Origin of the sequence: Serratia sp. CY31944, from assembly GCF_052169175.1 — a bacterium.
GTDB classification, from domain to species: domain Bacteria; phylum Pseudomonadota; class Gammaproteobacteria; order Enterobacterales; family Enterobacteriaceae; genus Serratia; species Serratia sarumanii.
Map to the genome: position 1 here is coordinate 1 of NZ_JBJNLG010000025.1, position 16,461 is coordinate 16,461.

At 59.2% G+C, this 16,461-nt stretch carries 15 protein-coding genes and 6 tRNA genes; 1 reads left to right on the forward strand and 20 read right to left on the reverse strand.

Annotated features, from left to right (window positions below; genetic code table 11):
* From ACJ8IN_RS21705 to miaB, 12 genes are all read right to left on the reverse strand, one after another.
* Positions 1-226, reverse strand: a 226-nt coding sequence (locus tag ACJ8IN_RS21705; protein ID WP_442519523.1) for a nucleoside hydrolase, incomplete at its 3' end; no start/stop codon positions are given.
* Positions 227-325: 99 nt separating this feature from the next.
* Positions 326-787 carry a hypothetical protein gene (locus ACJ8IN_RS21710; protein ID WP_038877460.1) on the reverse strand — a complete coding sequence of 154 codons (462 nt, stop codon included), beginning with the start codon at positions 785-787 and terminating at the stop codon, positions 326-328.
* Positions 788-981: 194 nt separating this feature from the next.
* The gene (locus tag ACJ8IN_RS21715) at positions 982-1,707 is read right to left on the reverse strand and encodes an amino acid ABC transporter ATP-binding protein (protein WP_033637437.1); all 726 of its coding nucleotides are present in this window, start codon (positions 1,705-1,707) and stop codon (positions 982-984) included.
* Positions 1,707-2,381, reverse strand: a complete 675-nt coding sequence (gene gltK / locus ACJ8IN_RS21720; protein WP_033637438.1) for a glutamate/aspartate ABC transporter permease GltK — start codon at positions 2,379-2,381, stop codon at positions 1,707-1,709. Before gltK ends, ACJ8IN_RS21715 begins: the two co-directional genes overlap by 1 nt.
* The gene (locus ACJ8IN_RS21725; RefSeq protein ID WP_033647195.1) at positions 2,381-3,121 is read right to left on the reverse strand and encodes an amino acid ABC transporter permease; all 741 of its coding nucleotides are present in this window, start codon (positions 3,119-3,121) and stop codon (positions 2,381-2,383) included. The genes gltK and ACJ8IN_RS21725 overlap by 1 nt, the downstream gene beginning before the upstream one ends.
* Positions 3,122-3,334: 213 nt before the next feature.
* Complete coding sequence (locus ACJ8IN_RS21730; RefSeq protein ID WP_033637439.1) at positions 3,335-4,231, reverse strand: amino acid ABC transporter substrate-binding protein; 897 nt, start codon at positions 4,229-4,231, stop codon at positions 3,335-3,337.
* A 393-nt stretch (positions 4,232-4,624) separates the two neighbouring features.
* Positions 4,625-6,154, reverse strand: a complete 1,530-nt coding sequence (gene lnt, locus ACJ8IN_RS21735) for an apolipoprotein N-acyltransferase (protein ID WP_033647194.1) — start codon at positions 6,152-6,154, stop codon at positions 4,625-4,627.
* Positions 6,155-6,161: 7 nt separating this feature from the next.
* Positions 6,162-7,040: a CNNM family magnesium/cobalt transport protein CorC gene (corC, locus tag ACJ8IN_RS21740; RefSeq protein ID WP_004939973.1), complete on the reverse strand. Its 879-nt coding sequence runs from the start codon at positions 7,038-7,040 to the stop codon at positions 6,162-6,164.
* A gap of 84 nt (positions 7,041-7,124) precedes the next feature.
* Positions 7,125-7,598: an rRNA maturation RNase YbeY gene (gene ybeY / locus ACJ8IN_RS21745; RefSeq protein ID WP_033637441.1), complete on the reverse strand. Its 474-nt coding sequence runs from the start codon at positions 7,596-7,598 to the stop codon at positions 7,125-7,127.
* Positions 7,595-8,650: a PhoH family protein gene (locus ACJ8IN_RS21750; RefSeq protein ID WP_033637443.1), complete on the reverse strand. Its 1,056-nt coding sequence runs from the start codon at positions 8,648-8,650 to the stop codon at positions 7,595-7,597. The genes ybeY and ACJ8IN_RS21750 overlap by 4 nt, the downstream gene beginning before the upstream one ends.
* A gap of 234 nt (positions 8,651-8,884) precedes the next feature.
* The gene (locus tag ACJ8IN_RS21755) at positions 8,885-9,220 is read right to left on the reverse strand and encodes a zinc ribbon domain-containing protein YjdM (RefSeq protein WP_004939967.1); all 336 of its coding nucleotides are present in this window, start codon (positions 9,218-9,220) and stop codon (positions 8,885-8,887) included.
* 118 nt (positions 9,221-9,338) lie between these two features.
* The gene (miaB, locus tag ACJ8IN_RS21760) at positions 9,339-10,763 is read right to left on the reverse strand and encodes a tRNA (N6-isopentenyl adenosine(37)-C2)-methylthiotransferase MiaB (RefSeq protein WP_038877474.1); all 1,425 of its coding nucleotides are present in this window, start codon (positions 10,761-10,763) and stop codon (positions 9,339-9,341) included.
* 197 nt (positions 10,764-10,960) lie between these two features.
* Between miaB and ubiF the strand changes: the two genes are divergently transcribed.
* Positions 10,961-12,142, forward strand: a complete 1,182-nt coding sequence (gene ubiF, locus ACJ8IN_RS21765) for a 3-demethoxyubiquinol 3-hydroxylase (RefSeq protein ID WP_308325519.1) — start codon at positions 10,961-10,963, stop codon at positions 12,140-12,142.
* Positions 12,143-12,229: 87 nt separating this feature from the next.
* Here the strand turns inward: ubiF and ACJ8IN_RS21770 are convergent.
* From ACJ8IN_RS21770 to ACJ8IN_RS21805, 8 genes are all read right to left on the reverse strand, one after another.
* Positions 12,230-12,304, reverse strand: a tRNA-Gln gene (locus ACJ8IN_RS21770).
* Positions 12,305-12,308: 4 nt separating this feature from the next.
* Positions 12,309-12,385, reverse strand: a tRNA-Met gene (locus tag ACJ8IN_RS21775).
* Between the two features lie 41 nt (positions 12,386-12,426).
* Positions 12,427-12,501 (reverse strand) — tRNA-Gln (locus ACJ8IN_RS21780).
* Positions 12,502-12,545: 44 nt separating this feature from the next.
* Positions 12,546-12,620: transfer RNA gene (locus ACJ8IN_RS21785), tRNA-Gln, on the reverse strand.
* 30 nt (positions 12,621-12,650) lie between these two features.
* Positions 12,651-12,735 (reverse strand) — tRNA-Leu (locus ACJ8IN_RS21790).
* A gap of 16 nt (positions 12,736-12,751) precedes the next feature.
* Positions 12,752-12,828, reverse strand: a tRNA-Met gene (locus ACJ8IN_RS21795).
* A 219-nt stretch (positions 12,829-13,047) separates the two neighbouring features.
* A complete protein-coding gene (asnB, locus tag ACJ8IN_RS21800; protein WP_033637446.1) occupies positions 13,048-14,712 on the reverse strand; it encodes an asparagine synthase B in 1,665 nt (554 codons plus the stop codon).
* 283 nt (positions 14,713-14,995) lie between these two features.
* Entirely contained in the window at positions 14,996-16,432 is a 1,437-nt protein-coding gene (locus ACJ8IN_RS21805) for a carbohydrate-binding protein (protein WP_047568895.1), read from the reverse strand.
* Positions 16,433-16,461 lie beyond the last annotated feature (29 nt).

Here is a 16,461-nt window from a genome sequence, read left to right on the forward strand (position 1 = left end):
CCAGCTCGCGCATCAGCGGGCCGCCGGCGCAGGCGGCGACCGGTATGTCCTCGCGCCGCATCAGGGTCAACAGGCCCAGCGCGTTATGCAGGGTTTTCTCCGGCGTCTGGTTGCCGGCGGAGGTGGTGATGGCTTTGACGTCCAGCTCCGGCGAACGCAGCGCCATGGCCAGCGCGATGGCGTCGTCGAGGCCGGGATCGCAATCGATGATAATAGGGCGGGGCATGTTCTTTCTCCTCTGTTTGTTATCCAGCGAGCATCGGATCAAAACCGGGGAGAAACAAGCGCTTTTAGTGCCGGGCGTTAGCGCGACGGGATAAGGCGTTCAGACACCGCAGAGTTCATGAGCGCTGCGTTTCCATTCTTCCACCTCGGTTGGGTGCAAGAAGGAGTAATAGACGGTAGTGCCGTCGGGCAAGATATTTTGCAGTGCCTGCATGCAGTTGGCCTCGCAGGGGCGCAGCTCGATATACACGTTGGTGATCGGCACCTGCTCCTTATCGGCGTCAAAGCGTTCGATGCGCCTTATCGCCGCAACCAGCGCGGCCATTTCGGCATGAAGCTTGACCCAGTTATGGGTGTAGATATCCGGCGGCATCTCCATTTTCATCTGGCTATTGCCAAAGGCATAGCGAGTGCTGCCGCGCAGCTGGTATTCGATGGTGGCGCAACAGGACTCCGGCCCGAAACCCGGTTTTTCAATCAGTTTCTTCTTGTCTTCCAACGTGCGTCGAACAATCGGATAACCGGATTTGATGTTGTACTCCGCTTGTACCAGTTGAATCATGCCAGCCTCTCTGGTGGGTGAGTTAATCATCAAAGGTAGGACAGCCTGCAGGATCGCGCGTTGTTTACGGTCATCGCGACGGGGGGTTTAAGATAAATCCTAACTTTGTTGAGGCGGCAATGAGGGGCATTCAGGCGCATGGGCGCCGAAAAACTAGCGCCCCTTGGGGCGCTTGGGTTTAGGAGACTGCGCGATCAGTGCAGGATCTTGGCCAGGAAGTCCTTGGCGCGATCGGATTCAGGGTTGTTGAAGAAATCGTCTTTGTTGCGGTCTTCGACGATTTTGCCTTCGTCCATAAAGATCACGCGATTCGCCACCTTGCGGGCGAAGCCCATTTCGTGGGTCACCACCATCATGGTCATGCCTTCGTTCGCCAGTTCGACCATCACGTCCAGCACTTCGTTGATCATTTCCGGATCGAGCGCCGAGGTCGGCTCATCGAACAGCATGGCGATCGGATCCATGCACAGCGCGCGGGCGATGGCGACGCGCTGCTGCTGGCCGCCGGACAACTGACCGGGGAATTTGTTGGCATGGGCGGTGAGGCCGACGCGCTCCAGCAGCTTCAGGCCCTTCTCGCGCGAGGCGGTCTTATCGCGCTTGAGCACTTTTACCTGCGCCAGCGTCAGGTTGTCGATGATGGACAGGTGCGGGAACAGTTCAAAGTGTTGGAACACCATGCCGACCTTGGCGCGCAGCTGCGCCAGGTTGGTTTTCTTGTCGTTAACCGGCGTGCCGTTCACCAGGATGCTTCCCTGCTGGATCGGCTCCAGGCCGTTGACGGTTTTGATCAGGGTTGACTTGCCGGAACCTGAAGGACCGCAGACGACGACCACTTCGCCTTTTTTCACTTCGGTGGTGCAATCGGTCAACACTTGAAAGTGACCGTACCACTTGGAAACATTTTTCAGGGATATCATCAAACAGTCCTTTTCTTCAAATAGCTTACCAGCGCCGAGGCGGCGAGGCTGATAACAAAATAGACAAAGCCGGCGAACAGGATCATTTCAACCTGGGTGCCGTCGCGTTCGCCGATGGTCGACGCGGTGCGGAAGAAGTCGGCCAGGCTCAGTACGTAAACCAGCGAGGTATCCTGGAACAGCACGATGCCCTGGGTCAGCAGCAGCGGCACCATGGCGCGGAACGCCTGCGGCAGGATCACCAGCCGCATGGATTGCCAGTGGGTCATGCCCAGCGCCAGCGCGGCGGAAGATTGGCCGCGCGAGATGCTGATAATGCCGGCGCGGATGATTTCCGAATAATAAGCCGCTTCAAACAGGGAAAAGGCTACCATAGCCGAGATCAGGCGAATATCGGTTTTCGGCGACAGCCCTAGAACCTGTTGTAATAAGCTTGGAACCACCAGATAGAACCACAGCAGCACCATCACCAGCGGCACCGAACGGAACAGGTTGACGTACAGGGTGGCGAACCAGCTGATCGGTTTGAACGGCGACAGGCGCATCACCGCCAGCACGGTGCCCCACAGGATGCCGACCACGACGGCGGTCACGGTGATCTTCAGCGTGATCACCATGCCCTGCAGCAGATAAGGGAAGCTTGGGACGATCGACGCCCAGTCAAATTCGTACATTATTTACTCCCCAGGTTGCCAGGCAACTGCACTTTCTTTTCGACCAGACGCATAAACAGCATGATAACGGCGTTGATGCCGATATAAGCCAGCGTGATGGCGGTAAAGGATTCATAGGCGTGTGCGGAGTAATCCAACAGCTTGCCGGCCTGCGCGGCCATGTCCACCAGCCCGATGGTGGAGGCGATGGCGGAGTTTTTGACCAGGTTGAGCATCTCCGAGGTCATCGGCGGCACGATCACCCGGTAGGCGTTCGGCAACAGCACGTAGCGGTAGGTTTGCGGCAGCGTCAGGCCCATCGCCAGCCCGGCGGCTTTCTGGCCGCGCGGCAGGGATTGAATGGCGGCGCGCACCTGCTCGCAAACGCGGGCGGCGGTAAACAGCCCCAGACAAAGCATGGAAGAGACGAAGAACTGCACGTTGGGATCCAGCTCGGTCTTGAACCAGGTGCCGATATTGACCGGCAGCAGCTCGGGGATCACCAGATACCAGGTAAAGAATTGCACGATCAGCGGCACGTTGCGGAACAGCTCGACGTAACAGGTGCCGAGAGTGGAAAGAAAGCGGTTGGGCACGGTACGCAAGATACCGAACAGCGAACCGACGAAGAAAGCGATAATCCATGCACAGACGGAGAGGGCCACCGTGACCTGAAAGCCGGACCAGATCCAGCCGAGGTAAGTGGTGTTCCCAAACGGGGCCTGCTGCAGGAAGATACCCCAGTTCCAATCTATTGACATAACAAACTCCGATAAACGGGCGCAGGGCGCCGAAGATTGATGACTTGATGAGCGCCGATCGCCGCGCGGCCAGTCTGGCTGGCTTGTTGTGTACGGATGTCGGTGGCGCGCCTTGGGGAAAATGAGGGAGGGGAACGGCCCCCCTCATTCCTGTCTGTCCCAGTCATCAACTGGGCCGGTTTGGCCTGGCGGCCACCCCGGCTTTTGTTCTATTTAGTTCAACGCTTTGTCGTTAGGCTCTTTGAACAGTTGCTTCATGTCGTCCGACAGTTCGAAGTTCATGTTGAGCTGTTTTGGTGGGATAGGCTGTTTGAACCATTTGTCAAACCACTTGGCCGCCTCACCGGAAGTTTGCGCCTGGGCGATGGTGTCATCGACCAGTTTTTTGAACTCAGGGTCGTCTTTACGCAGCATGCAGCCGTAGGCCTCTTTCGACTGCGGCGTGCCGATGATTTCCCACTGATCCGGTTTCTTGGCCTTGGCGCGCTCGCCCGCCAGCAGGGCGTCATCCATCATGAAGGCCACGGCGCGGCCGCTTTCCAGAGTGCGGAAGGAATCGCCGTGATCTTTGGCGCTGATGATGCGCATGTTCATCTTGCCGCTGTCGTTCAGCTTGTTCAGCAGCACTTCGGAGGTGGTGCCGGAGGTGACCACCACCGGTTTACCGGCCAGGTCTTTAAAGTCTTTGATGTCGGAGCCTTTTTTCACCAGCAAGCGGGTGCCGACCACGAAAATGGTGTCGGAGAAGGCGGCCTGTTTCTGGCGCTCGAGGTTATTGGTGGTGGAGCCGCACTCGAAATCATAGGTGCCGTTTTGCAACAGCGGGATGCGGTTCTGCGAGGTAATCGGCAGCATTTTCACCTGCAGATTCGGTGCATTCAGCTTTTTCTTAACGGCTTCAACGATTTGGTTGGAGTAGTCCTGAGAGTAGCCCACAACTTTTTGTTGGTTGTCGTAGTAGGAGAACGGCACTGACGATTCGCGGTGGCCGACAACGATCACGCCATTGTCTTTGATTTTCTTCAGCGTACCGGTCAGGTCTTCCGCATGCGCCACGCTACCTGCCATACCGAGCAGCAGTAACGATAACGCCAATTTACGCATTTGCATGGTCCAACTCCTTTGCTGTTGTGGTGGCTCTGACTAAAGAGCGTCAGGTTAAACCGACTATTTATTGCTCAAGTTATAAAGATAGTCTTAGAACGGATAGCCGTTAAAAAATAACCGATTGTGAATATCTTGAAACTAAAATGTTTCATTTTTTGAGACGCCGCGCGCACCAAATCAATGCAACAAAACGCTGACGCACTCGTGCGGTGCGCTCGACGCACCCAAAATGTGCGCAGGTGCGACAAAGCGTCAGCAAAAGTAAACCGGCGCGCGAGGTCGCCATAGATAAAAGCAAGGAGTGTGCCAGCCGCGTTGATTTAACGGCATTTTCTGACTGAAGTGGGGATATTGACGGGAAAGTGGGGCGCGGCGGGCGCGCCCCGACGGAGAGGATTATTTGCGGCGCAGGCCCAACATCAGCGCCCAGCCGCCCAGCAGCAGGGTAATCACCCACAGCGGCGTGGCGCCGAAGCGCGCATAAGGCGTGACGCCGGTGGTCGGCGTGACCTTCACTTCGAGCACCTGACGGGTGAACTGCGGGATCTCGGCGATCACCTCGCCGTTCGCGTCCACCGCGGCGGTGACGCCGTTATTGGTGCTGCGCAGCAGCGGCCGGCCGAGCTCCAGCGCCCGCATGCGCGCCATCTGGAAGTGTTGCCACGGGCCGATGGAGTGGCCGAACCAGGCATCGTTGGAGATGGTCAGCAGGAAGTTGGTGTCCGGGCGGAAGTTATCGCGCACCTGCTGGCCCAGCACGATTTCGTAGCAGATGGCCGCCGTCAGGTTGTACCCGCGCACGCTGAGCTGCGGCTGCACATAGTCGCCGCGGCTGAAGGAAGACATCGGCAGATCGAAGAACGGCGCCAGCGGCCGCAGCAGCGTCTCCAGCGGCACGAATTCGCCGAACGGCACCAGGTGGTGCTTGTTGTAGCGATTCTTGTCCGGGTAGCTGTACGGCGTCGGTTCGCCGAGCACGATGGCGCTGTTGTAGATCTGCTGGCCCTGTGGCGTGGCGCGCACGTCGACGATGCCGGTGATCAGGCTGCTGTTCTTCGCCCGCATCAGGTCGTCCATCATGGTCAGGAAGCCGTTCTGGTTGGCTTCATAATCCGGGATGGCGGACTCCGGCCAGATGACGATCGGCGCCTTGCCCACGTACGGACGGGTTTCATCCAGATAGGTTTGCAGCGTGCTGACCAGCGCTTTCGGATCCCATTTCATCGACTGGGCGATGTTGCCTTGCACCATGGCGACGTTCACCGCTTTCTCCGGCTGCGGGGTAAACCACTGCAGCTGGCGCAGCGGCCACGGTAACAGCAGCAGTGCGGCGGCGATGACCGCAGCCGACAGGCGGCGCTGATTGACGGCGTACACCAGCAGACCGGCGATGGCCATCAGCACAAAGGTGATGGCGTCGACGCCCAGCAGCGGCGCGATGCCCTTCAGCGGGCCGTTGATCTGGCTGTAGCCGAACTGCAGCCAGGGGAAGCCGGTCAACACCCAGCCGCGCAGGAATTCGGTCACCTGCCACAGCGCCGGCGCGGCGATGGCCAGCCGCCACCAGCGGGTGGCCGGGCACAGGCGCGTCAACAGCCCGGCGAACAGCCCGGTATACAGCGACAGGTAAGCGGCGAGCAGCACCACCAGGAAGACGTTGACGGCGAAAGGCATGCCGCCGAAATCGGCGATGCTGACATACACCCAGTTGATGCCGCTGCCGAACAGCCCGAAGCCCCAGACAAAGCCGAGCAGGGCGGACTGTTTGGCGGTGCGATTGAGGGTGACGGCCAGCAGGCCGAACAGGGAGACGATGGCCGCGGGCCAGAAGTCGTAGGGTGAGAACGCCAGCGTCCCGCCGGCACCTGACAACAGCGCCAGCAGGGCGCGAACCCGCTGGCGTTCAAGTAATGAGGCTTTAGCCATGTTGGATTTAATCTTCCAGTTTCGGTGGTGGAGAATCGTCCGGAATTTTTACATGAACCTGGATAATACGTCGACTGTCGGCCATGGCAACTTTAAATAGGTAACCTTCGATTTCAATGGTTTCCCCACGCGCCGGCAGGTGGCCGAAGGCCTGCATCACCAGACCGCCGATGGTATCGACCTCGTCGTCGCTGAAATGGGTGCCGAAGGCTTCGTTGAAGTCTTCGATTGGGGCCAGCGCGCGCACGGTGTACATGTGGCGGCTGAGCTGGCGGATATCCAGATCGTCTTCGTCGTCGTATTCGTCTTCGATCTCGCCGACGATCAGTTCCAGAATGTCTTCGATGGTGACCAGGCCGGACACGCCGCCGAATTCGTCAATGACAATCGCCATGTGATAGCGCTGGGAGCGGAACTCTTTCAGCATCCGGTCGACGCGCTTGCTTTCCGGCACCACCACCGCGGTGCGCAGCACCTTGTCGATGCTGAACGGCTCGGAGTCTGCGCGCATGAACGGCAGCAGATCCTTAGCCATCAGGATACCTTCGATGTGATCTTTGTCTTCGCTGATCACCGGGAAGCGCGAGTGGGCGGAGTCGATAATCACGTCCAGGCACTCTTCCAGCGTCTGGTTGCGCTTGAGCGTCACCATCTGGGAGCGGGGGATCATGATGTCGCGCACGCGCTGCTCGGCGATATCCATCACGCCTTCCAGCATGTCGCGGGTATCGGGATCGATCAGGTCGTTTTGTTCGGAATCACGGATCAGCTCGACCAGATCGCCACGGTTTTTGGGCTCGCCGTGGAACAGCTGGTTAAGGATAAGAGTAAAGAACCCCTTCTTGGGACTGGGGCTGTCATTGCTTTGTGAATGGTCGTCGCTCATGGCGTTTTCGTTACTGTCACTCATGTCAGAGTTAAGGGGCGTCAGCGACAGCCCCGCAGGGGGCTGTAGGGTAAACGGCTGACGTCAGACGGGGTCTTTTTCCGCCAGGTACGGATCAGGATAGCCCAGTCCGTGCATGATTTCGGTTTCCAAAGACTCCATTTCTTCGGCTTCATCGTCTTCGATGTGGTCATACCCTAGCAGATGAAGACTGCCGTGGACAACCATATGCGCCCAGTGGGCCTCCAGCGCCTTGCCTTGCTCAATCGCTTCCTGTTCAACCACCTGGCGGCAGATGATCAGATCGCCGAGCAGCGGCAGCTCGATGCCCGGCGGGGCCTCGAACGGGAAAGAGAGCACGTTGGTCGGCTTGTCTTTGCCGCGGTAGGTCAGGTTCAGCTCGTGGCTTTCCGCTTCGTCAACCAGACGCACGGTCACCTCGGCCTCTTCCTGAAATTGCGGCAGCACGCCTTCCAGCCAGCGCTGGAAGGTGGCCTCATCCGGCAGGCCGTCGCCGCTTTCACAGGCAATCTGCAGATCCAAAATCACCTGGCTCATGGTGTCTCCTGCTCGGAGGCGGCGAGCGCCTCGCGCTTACGTTGTTCGGCAATCGCGTCTTTGCGTTTCTGTTCAGCCGCTTCCCAGGCCTCATAGGCGATGACCACGCGGGCCACCACCGGGTGGCGCACCACGTCTTCGCTGTGGAAGAAGTTGAAGCTCAGTTCTTCCACGTCCGACAGCACTTCCACCGCGTGGCGCAGGCCGGATTTCTGGTTGCGCGGCAGGTCGATCTGGGTGACGTCGCCGGTGATGACCGCCTTCGAGTTGAAGCCGATGCGCGTCAGGAACATCTTCATCTGTTCGATGGTGGTGTTCTGGCTCTCATCCAGAATGATAAAGGCGTCGTTCAGCGTGCGGCCGCGCATATAGGCCAGCGGCGCGACTTCGATCACGTTGCGCTCGATGAGCTTCTCCACGCGCTCGAAGCCCAGCATTTCGAACAGAGCGTCGTACAGCGGGCGCAGATAGGGATCGACCTTCTGGCTCAGATCGCCCGGCAGGAAGCCCAGCTTTTCGCCGGCTTCGACCGCGGGGCGGGTCAACAGAATGCGGCGAATTTCCTGGCGCTCCAGCGCATCTACCGCGGCGGCGACCGCCAGGTAGGTCTTGCCGGTGCCCGCCGGGCCGATGCCGAAGGTGATGTCGTGATCGAGAATGTTGGCGATGTACTGCGCCTGGTTGGGCGTGCGCGGTTTCACCATGCCGCGCTTGGTTTTGATGGTGACCGCCTTGCCGTAATCCGGCACGCTGTCGGCTACCTGTTCCAGCACCCGGCTCTCTTTGATGGCCAGGTGGATTTGCTCCGGATCGATATCCGGGATCACGCCGCGAATCGGCGCGGTATCCACGTACAGATGGCGCAGGATATCGGCGGCGGCGGCCACGCACAGGTTTTTGCCGACCAGCTTGAAACGGTTGTCGCGGCGATTGATTTCGATGCCCAATCGGCGCTCGAGTTGTTTGATGTTGTCATCAAACGGGCCGCACAGGCTGAGCAAACGCTTGTTGTCTGCGGGCTCTAACAAAATTTCTTGTGTTGCGACGTTCAAACTATTCCTCTAGGTCACATCGGGCCTGGTTGATGTCACATAGCGCGTCCGGGACGCGCGCGTTCAGGGCGAGCCTGAATACTCTCTTTCTTGAATTATTCATGGTGCGCCGCAACGGCGCAAGTTTACCGCTGATCTATCTGTGCGCCGTCGGCGAAATTCAAGGGAAGATAAGGAAAAAACGCGGCGGGGCGCAAAGCCCGCCGCGTCATCACAGAACAAGGCCGCTGGGAATCAGTTCTTTTTCACGAACTCGGATTTCAGCTTCATCGGGCCGAAGCCATCGATTTTGCAGTCGATGTTGTGATCGCCTTCGACCAGGCGAATGTTTTTCACCTTGGTGCCGATCTTGAGCATCGAGGAGCTGCCTTTGACCTTCAGGTCTTTGATCACGGTGACCGCGTCGCCGTCCGCCAGCAGGTTGCCGTTGGCGTCTTTGACGATCAGCGCGTCCTGATCTTCCGCCGGGGCGCTGTCGCTCCACTCGTGGGCGCACTCAGGGCAGATGAACAGGGCATTGTCCTGGTAGGTGTATTCGGAGTTGCACTTCGGGCAGTGTGGGAGTTGCATGTTATGTCGCCTCTTCAACAATAAAAAAATAAAAAAGCAAATCACCGGGCGCGGACGCCCGGCGGAGAAACGGTAAGGAGTAGCGCGAATGGGCGGCGATAAGGCGGCCGCCGCGGCGTCAGGGCTGGTAAATGCCGACGCCCAGCGCGTTTTCTTTGCGGGTACGGGCGATCACCGACTGCGGGGATTCATGTACGCGCAGATCCATCTGCTGTTCGGTGCGCACCACTGCGCCACGCAGGGTGTTGGTCAGCACCTCGGTAATTTCCACGTCGACGAACTGGCCGATCATGTCGGGGGTGCCCTCGAAGTTTACCACACGGTTGCACTCCGTGCGCCCGGCCAGCTCCATCACGCTTTTGCGCGAGGTGCCCTCCACCAGAATGCGCTGGACGGTGCCGAGCATGCGGCGGCTGAACTGCAGCGCCTGCTGGTTGATGCGGTCCTGCAGAATATACAGCCGCTGTTTTTTCTCTTCTTCGCTGACGTCGTCGACCATGTCCGCCGCCGGGGTGCCCGGGCGCGACGAATAGATGAAGCTGAAGCTGACGTCGAAATTGACGTCGGCGATCAGGTTCATGGTCTGTTCGAAGTCGGCCTGGCTTTCGCCCGGGAAACCGACGATGAAATCGGAGCTGAGCTGGATGGCCGGCCGCGCCTTGCGCAGCTTGCGGATAATCGCCTTGTACTCCAGCGCGGTGTGCGCGCGTTTCATCATGGTCAGGATGCGATCCGAACCGCTCTGCACCGGCAGATGCAGGAAGCTGACCAGCTCCGGCGTGTCTTCGTACACCGCGATGATGTCATCGGTGAACTCGATAGGGTGGCTGGTGGTGAAGCGAATGCGATCGATGCCGTCGATGGCCGCCACCAGGCGCAGCAGTTCGGCGAACGAACAGATCTCGCCGTCATGCGTGGCGCCGCGGTAAGCATTGACGTTTTGGCCGAGCAGGTTGACCTCGCGCACGCCCTGCGCCGCCAGTTGGGCGATTTCGAACAGCACGTCGTCGCTCGGGCGGCTCACTTCCTCGCCGCGGGTGTAAGGCACCACGCAGAAGGTACAGTATTTGTTGCAGCCTTCCATGATCGACACGAATGCGGTCGGGCCTTCGGCGCGCGGTTCCGGCAGACGGTCGAATTTTTCGATCTCCGGGAAGCTGATGTCGACCACCGGGCTGCGGGTGCCCTGAACGTGATTGATCATTTCCGGCAGGCGGTGCAGGGTCTGCGGGCCGAATACCACGTCAACGCAGGGCGCGCGGCTGCGGATCAGTTCACCTTCTTGCGAGGCCACGCAACCGCCGACGCCGATGATCACCGACGGGTTCTTTTCTTTCAGCAAGCGCCAGCGCCCCAGCATGGCGAAAACTTTCTCCTGCGCCTTTTCACGGATCGAGCAGGTGTTCAGCAGCAGCACGTCCGCCTCTTCGGCGTTTTCGGTCCACTCGAAGCCGTGCGTGCTGTTCAACAGGTCGGCCATTTTCGATGAATCGTACTCATTCATCTGGCAGCCCCAGGTTTTGATATGTAGTTTTTTCGTCATTGACTTGCCATTACTCAGTGCGGAGCGAAAGTTGCGTTACGCGACATGCAGGGCGCGTATTGTAATCATTTGCCGCCGTTGTGACCAGCGCGGGGGAAAATGGCACGCAACCTGAAGCCGGAGCGAAAATCCGGTACACTGCGCAAAACGCCATACCGGGTGGGATGGCGAGCATTCACACAGAAAACATAGCCAATATGAAGACATCTCAAAATCGGTATGACGCGGTGGTGGTCGGCGGCGGCATGGTCGGCGCGGCGGCGGCCCTGGGGCTGGCGCAGGCGGGCTGGTCGGTGGCGTTGCTGGAACATCAGGCGCCGCAGGCGTTCGAGGCGCAAAGCCCGCCGGATCTGCGCATTTCCGCTATCGGCTGTACCTCGGTGGGGCTGCTGAAACAGCTCGGCGCCTGGCAGGCCGTGACGGCGATGCGCACGGCGCCGTATCGCCGGCTGGAAACCTGGGAATGGGCGTCGTCGCGCGTGGCGTTCGACGCGGTGTCCCTGGGGCTGCCGGAGCTGGGCTTTATGGTGGAAAACCGCATTCTGCAGCTGGCGCTGTGGCAGCAGTTCGCGCAGTGCGCCAATTTGACGCTGCTGTGCCCCGCCAGGCTGCAATCGCTGCAGCGGGCGGACAATGCCTGGCAGCTGACGCTGGACGGCGGTGAGACGCTGCAGACGCGTTTGGTTGTCGGCGCCGACGGCGCCAACTCGCAGGTGCGCAAGCTGGCGGCGATCGGCACCAACGGCTGGCAGTATCGTCAGGCGTGCATGTTGATCACCGTCGATACCGGCGCGCCGCAGCAGGATGTGACCTGGCAGCGCTTCTTCCCATCCGGGCCGCGTGCCTTCCTGCCGCTGTACGACAGCTGGGCGTCGCTGGTGTGGTATGACAGCCCGCAGCGCATTCGCCAGCTGCAGGCGATGCCGCCGGCGCAACTGGAGCGCGAGATCGCCGCCGCTTTCCCGGCGCGCCTGGGCCCGGTCAAGGTGCACGCCGCCGGTTCGTTCCCGCTGACGCGGCGTCATGCGCAGCGCTACGTGTTGCCGGGGCTGGCGCTGTTGGGCGATGCGGCGCATACCATCAACCCGCTGGCCGGGCAGGGCGTCAATCTGGGGTATCGCGACGTGGATGCCTTGCTGAACGTATTAAGCGATGCGCGGGAGCAGGGAGAGGACTGGAGCAGCGAGGCGGTACTGCTGCGCTATCAGCGCCGCCGCCGTACCGACAATCTGCTGATGCAGAGCGGCATGGATCTGTTCTATACCGCTTTCAGCAATAACCTGGTGCCGCTGAACGTGGCGCGCAATCTGGCGCTGATGGCCGCGCAGCGGGCGGGCAAGCTGAAAGAGCATGCGTTGAAATACGCGTTGGGATTGTAACCGACAGGGCTCGGCTGCGGCTGGGCTCGTTAGGATTGGCCGAGCGCCGAAAAGCAAAAAGCCCGCCGAAGCGGGCTTTTCTAAATATGGCTGGGGTGCCAGGATTCGAACCTGGGTATGCTGGTATCAGAAACCAGAGCCTTACCGCTTGGCGACACCCCAATTATGGTGGCTACGACGGGATTTGAACCTGTGACCCCATCATTATGAGTGATGTGCTCTAACCAGCTGAGCTACGTAGCCGATGGTGCTTTTTACTTCTTTGATTTGCAAGCAGTTTGTTATGGCTGGGGTACCTGGATTCGAACCAGGGAATGCCGGTATCAAAAACCGGTGCCTTACCGCTTGGCGATACCCCACCTGCAAACAAATCTTATGTTGAAACCCCATTCCCGAAAGAATATGGCTGGGGTACCTGGATTCGAACCAGGGAATGCCGGTATCAAAAACCGGTGCCTTACCGCTTGGCGATACCCCATCAACATACTGCGCCGACGATGAAGAGAAATGGTGCGGGAGGCGAGACTTGAACTCGCACACCTTGCGGCGCCAGAACCTAAATCTGGTGCGTCTACCAATTTCGCCACTCCCGCAAATGCAAAAAAGAGATGGTGGCTACGACGGGATTCGAACCTGTGACCCCATCATTATGAGTGATGTGCTCTAACCAGCTGAGCTACGTAGCCCTCTTTTTTTGCTTTGCCTTCATCGGCGTTGCGGGGCGCATTATGCGTATATGACCGATTTGCGTCAACAAGTTTTTTCCCGAAAAAGTGCTCGGAAGCGCCGTTTGTCTGGGTTGTGAACATTATGGCGATAAAATCGGCAATTCAGGCAGTTGGCGGGGGGAAAAGGCAACAAAAAGGCGGGCCAAAAGGCCCGCCCCGAGGGAAAGCGCCGCGCGATTATTTATAGGCGGCCTGGTGTACGCCGACGGCGCGGCCGGAAGGATCGTCCATCTTCTTGAACGATTCGTCCCATTCGATGGCCTTGGCGGACGAGCAGGCGACAGACGGGCCGCCCGGCACGCATTCGGCGGCGCTCGGCAGCGGGAACAGCTCCTCGAAGATTTCGCGGTACAGGTAGCCTTCTTTCGAAGTCGGCGTGTTGTACGGGAAGCGGAAACGCGCAGTTTCGAGCTGTTGATCGCTGATTTGCTGCGCAGCGACCTCTTTTAGCGTGTCGATCCAGCTGTAGCCGACGCCGTCGGAGAACTGCTCTTTCTGGCGCCAGGCCACGCTGGCCGGCAAATAGGACTCGAAACATTCGCGGACGATGTGTTTTTCCATTTTGCCGTTGCCGCACATTTTATCTTTCGGGTTGATGCGCATCGCCACGTCGAGGAATTTCTTGTCCAGGAACGGTACGCGGGCCTCAACGCCCCAGGCGGACATCGCCTTGTTGGCGCGCGCGCAGTCGAACATATGCAGCGCCAGCAGCTTGCGCACGGTCTCTTCGTGGAATTCGCGGGCGTCCGGCGCCTTATGGAAGTAGAGGTAGCCGCCGAACACTTCGTCCGCGCCTTCACCGGAGAGCACCATCTTGATGCCCATCGCCTTGATTTTACGCGACATCAGGTACATCGGCGTCGAGGCGCGGATGGTGGTGACGTCGTAGGTTTCGATGTGGTAAATCACGTCGCGGATGGCGTCCAGGCCTTCCTGCACGGTGAAGTGGATTTCATGGTGCACGGTGCCCAGATGGTTGGCCACCTCCTGCGCGGCGCGCAGATCCGGCGAGCCTTCCAGGCCGACGGCGAAGGAGTGCAGCTGTGGCCACCAGGCCTCGCTGCGTTCCTGATCTTCCACGCGGCGCGCGGCGTACTTCTTGGTGATCGCCGAGATGACCGAGGAATCCAGCCCGCCCGACAGCAGCACGCCGTAAGGCACGTCGGACATCAGGTGGCTTTTCACCGATTCTTCCAGCGCGGTGCGCAGGGCAGTGGCGTCGGTCACGTTGTCTTTGACGCTGTCGTAATCGAACCAGTCGCGGCGATAGTATTCGCGGATCTCACCGTCCTGGCTCCACAGGTAGCTGCCGGCCGGAAATTCCTTGATGGTGCGGCACACCGGCACCAGCGCTTTCATTTCCGAGGCGACGTACAGGTTGCCGTGCTCGTCGTGGCCCATGTACAGCGGGATGATGCCCAGATGATCGCGGCCGATCAGGTAGGCGTCTTTTTCGGTGTCGTACAGGGCGAAGGCGAACATGCCTTGCAGATCGTCAAGGAAGTCCGGGCCTTTCTCCTGATACAGCGCCAGAATCACTTCACAGTCGGAACCGGTCTGGAACGCGTAGCGGTCGCTCAGCTGTTGGCGCAGCGCCTGGTGGTTGTAAATTTCGCCGTTGACCGCCAAAACGTGGGTGTGCGCAGCGTTGTACAGCGGTTGAGCGCCGTTGTTGACGTCGACGATCGACAGGCGTTCGTGGGCCAAAATGGCTTTGTCGCTGGCGTAAACGCCGGACCAATCCGGGCCGCGGTGGCGCATCAGGCGCGACAGCTCCAGCGCTTTCTTACGCAGTTCAACGGGATCGGACTTCAGATCGAGCACACCGAAAATAGAACACATACAACTCTCCTAACGGGCTTTTATGACTGTGATGTTGTTTTTACTGTTATGGGCAGCATTGCCGATTCATCAGCGATAACGCGGTTTTGCTGCGCTGTGGTTATGAAAATGCGCCTAAAGCTGCATGAGATGCAAGCGTTTTAGCCATACGCTGAGAAATAGTTGTTTGCGTGGGCGCGGTTTTTGACGGATTTTCAGTTATCGGCGGGGAAAATTAGCGATTATGCAATTTTTAGCGTAATGACGGGATTGCCGGCCGGTTTGACCGGCAATCGATTAGCGATTAGGCGATGAGCTGCCACAGGGTGAAGGCGGCGTCCGGCGTCCAGCCGGCGTTGGAGGTGTGCGCCTGAATACAGGTGTATTTCTTGCCTTTATAACTCACCACGTCGCCGGCTTGGTAGCTGTGGTTGTTCTGCCACTCGGGCGCGCTCGGATCGGGCGGCGTGCCGTCGTTGGCGGTTTTGACCGCCAGCGCGCTGCTCGGCAGCGAGGTATTGCCCTGGCTGTCGGTTGCGGTAACGAAGTAGCTGTACTGGGTGGCCGGAGCCAGGCCGCTGTCGGCCAACGACAGGCCGGCAGTCTGGCCGATCGGGTTGCCGTTGCGGTAAACGGTGTAACTGGCGATCGGTAAGGCACCGGTGGCGGCGGCCCAGCTCAGCTTCAGCGAGGTGGCGCCCAACTCGGAGACCGTCAGCGCCGTCGGCGCATTAGGCTTTCCCGGCGGCGGGGTGACTCCGCCCTGAATCAGCGGCGCGTAGCGGGTTTTGAACTCCCAGCTGTAGGCCACGCCGGCTTTGCTCTTGCCGTTGTCCCAGTTGATTGACCAGGTCATCAGGCCCTTGATCGACAGGTTTTTGGCGTCGAGACGCGAGAAGGCGTTATACACCGCCTGTTTGTCGATCACGTAGCCGGTGGCGGCGGCATCGTTGTTGCTCGGCAGACCGATGACGAATTTTGCTGCAGGGATCTTTGCATAGCCGCGGGTGCCGGTGACCAGGCTTTCCGTCAGGTAGTAGAGGAAGTCCTCTTTCATGGCGTCGTTATTTTGCGTGATCCAGGCGTTGAGCTCGTCCACCCAAATACCGTCGCCACCCTGGTTATAATATTGCGGCGCGATAAAGTCATAATAGCCTTCGAGGGCGTTGATATAATCCAGGTAGGTGCCGTTGGTGCGTAAATATGGGAATTCCGGCGCCATGCTGATAATAAAGTTTTTCCCCTGCGCGGCGTAATGGTCTTTTACTTTTTTCAGCGCCGCAGGCAAGACGGTTTTATTATTGGCGGCGCCGATCGCCGCCTGTTCCAGATCGATATCCAGGCCGTCGAAGCCGTAGACTTCCACCAGGCGAATAATCTCGTCTTTCAGCCGGTCTTCGTCGCCGGTTTTCAGTTCGATGTGCGCGTCTGCGCCGCCGAGGGAGATCAGCACCGCGCGGCCCTGGCTGTTCAGCACGCCCACCTGGCGGCGGAACTCGGCGTCGGACAGGTTGTAAGGCTTGAAGGTCGGGATTCCCTGGCCTTTCATAAAGGCGACGGCCACCACGTTATATTCGGCGGGAATGTCGGTCAGGTTCATATTGGCGAACTGGCCTTGTTGATAACCGTCACTGGCGCCGGCGGCCCAGTTGTGCCAGAAACCCATCAGGATTTTTTTATTGGCGATAGTCGGCATAATGGCTGCGTCATCGGCGGCATTAATAATGTTATTTGTGCTCATGGTAGCCTCATTAATTAGGGTAAGGGATT

Coding starts and splice junctions, on each gene's coding strand:
- ACJ8IN_RS21755 (WP_004939967.1), bottom strand. CDS start 9,220: ATGCAACTCCCACACTGCCCGAAGTGCAACTCCGAATACACCTACCAG.
- ubiF (WP_308325519.1), top strand. CDS start 10,961: ATGAAGACATCTCAAAATCGGTATGACGCGGTGGTGGTCGGCGGCGGC.
- corC (WP_004939973.1), bottom strand. CDS start 7,040: ATGAGCGACGACCATTCACAAAGCAATGACAGCCCCAGTCCCAAGAAG.
- gltK (WP_033637438.1), bottom strand. CDS start 2,381: ATGTACGAATTTGACTGGGCGTCGATCGTCCCAAGCTTCCCTTATCTG.
- ACJ8IN_RS21715 (WP_033637437.1), bottom strand. CDS start 1,707: ATGATATCCCTGAAAAATGTTTCCAAGTGGTACGGTCACTTTCAAGTG.
- ACJ8IN_RS21805 (WP_047568895.1), bottom strand. CDS start 16,432: ATGAGCACAAATAACATTATTAATGCCGCCGATGACGCAGCCATTATG.
- ybeY (WP_033637441.1), bottom strand. CDS start 7,598: ATGAGCCAGGTGATTTTGGATCTGCAGATTGCCTGTGAAAGCGGCGAC.
- asnB (WP_033637446.1), bottom strand. CDS start 14,712: ATGTGTTCTATTTTCGGTGTGCTCGATCTGAAGTCCGATCCCGTTGAA.
- ACJ8IN_RS21730 (WP_033637439.1), bottom strand. CDS start 4,231: ATGCAAATGCGTAAATTGGCGTTATCGTTACTGCTGCTCGGTATGGCA.
- lnt (WP_033647194.1), bottom strand. CDS start 6,154: ATGGCTAAAGCCTCATTACTTGAACGCCAGCGGGTTCGCGCCCTGCTG.
- ACJ8IN_RS21710 (WP_038877460.1), bottom strand. CDS start 787: ATGATTCAACTGGTACAAGCGGAGTACAACATCAAATCCGGTTATCCG.
- ACJ8IN_RS21725 (WP_033647195.1), bottom strand. CDS start 3,121: ATGTCAATAGATTGGAACTGGGGTATCTTCCTGCAGCAGGCCCCGTTT.
- miaB (WP_038877474.1), bottom strand. CDS start 10,763: ATGACGAAAAAACTACATATCAAAACCTGGGGCTGCCAGATGAATGAG.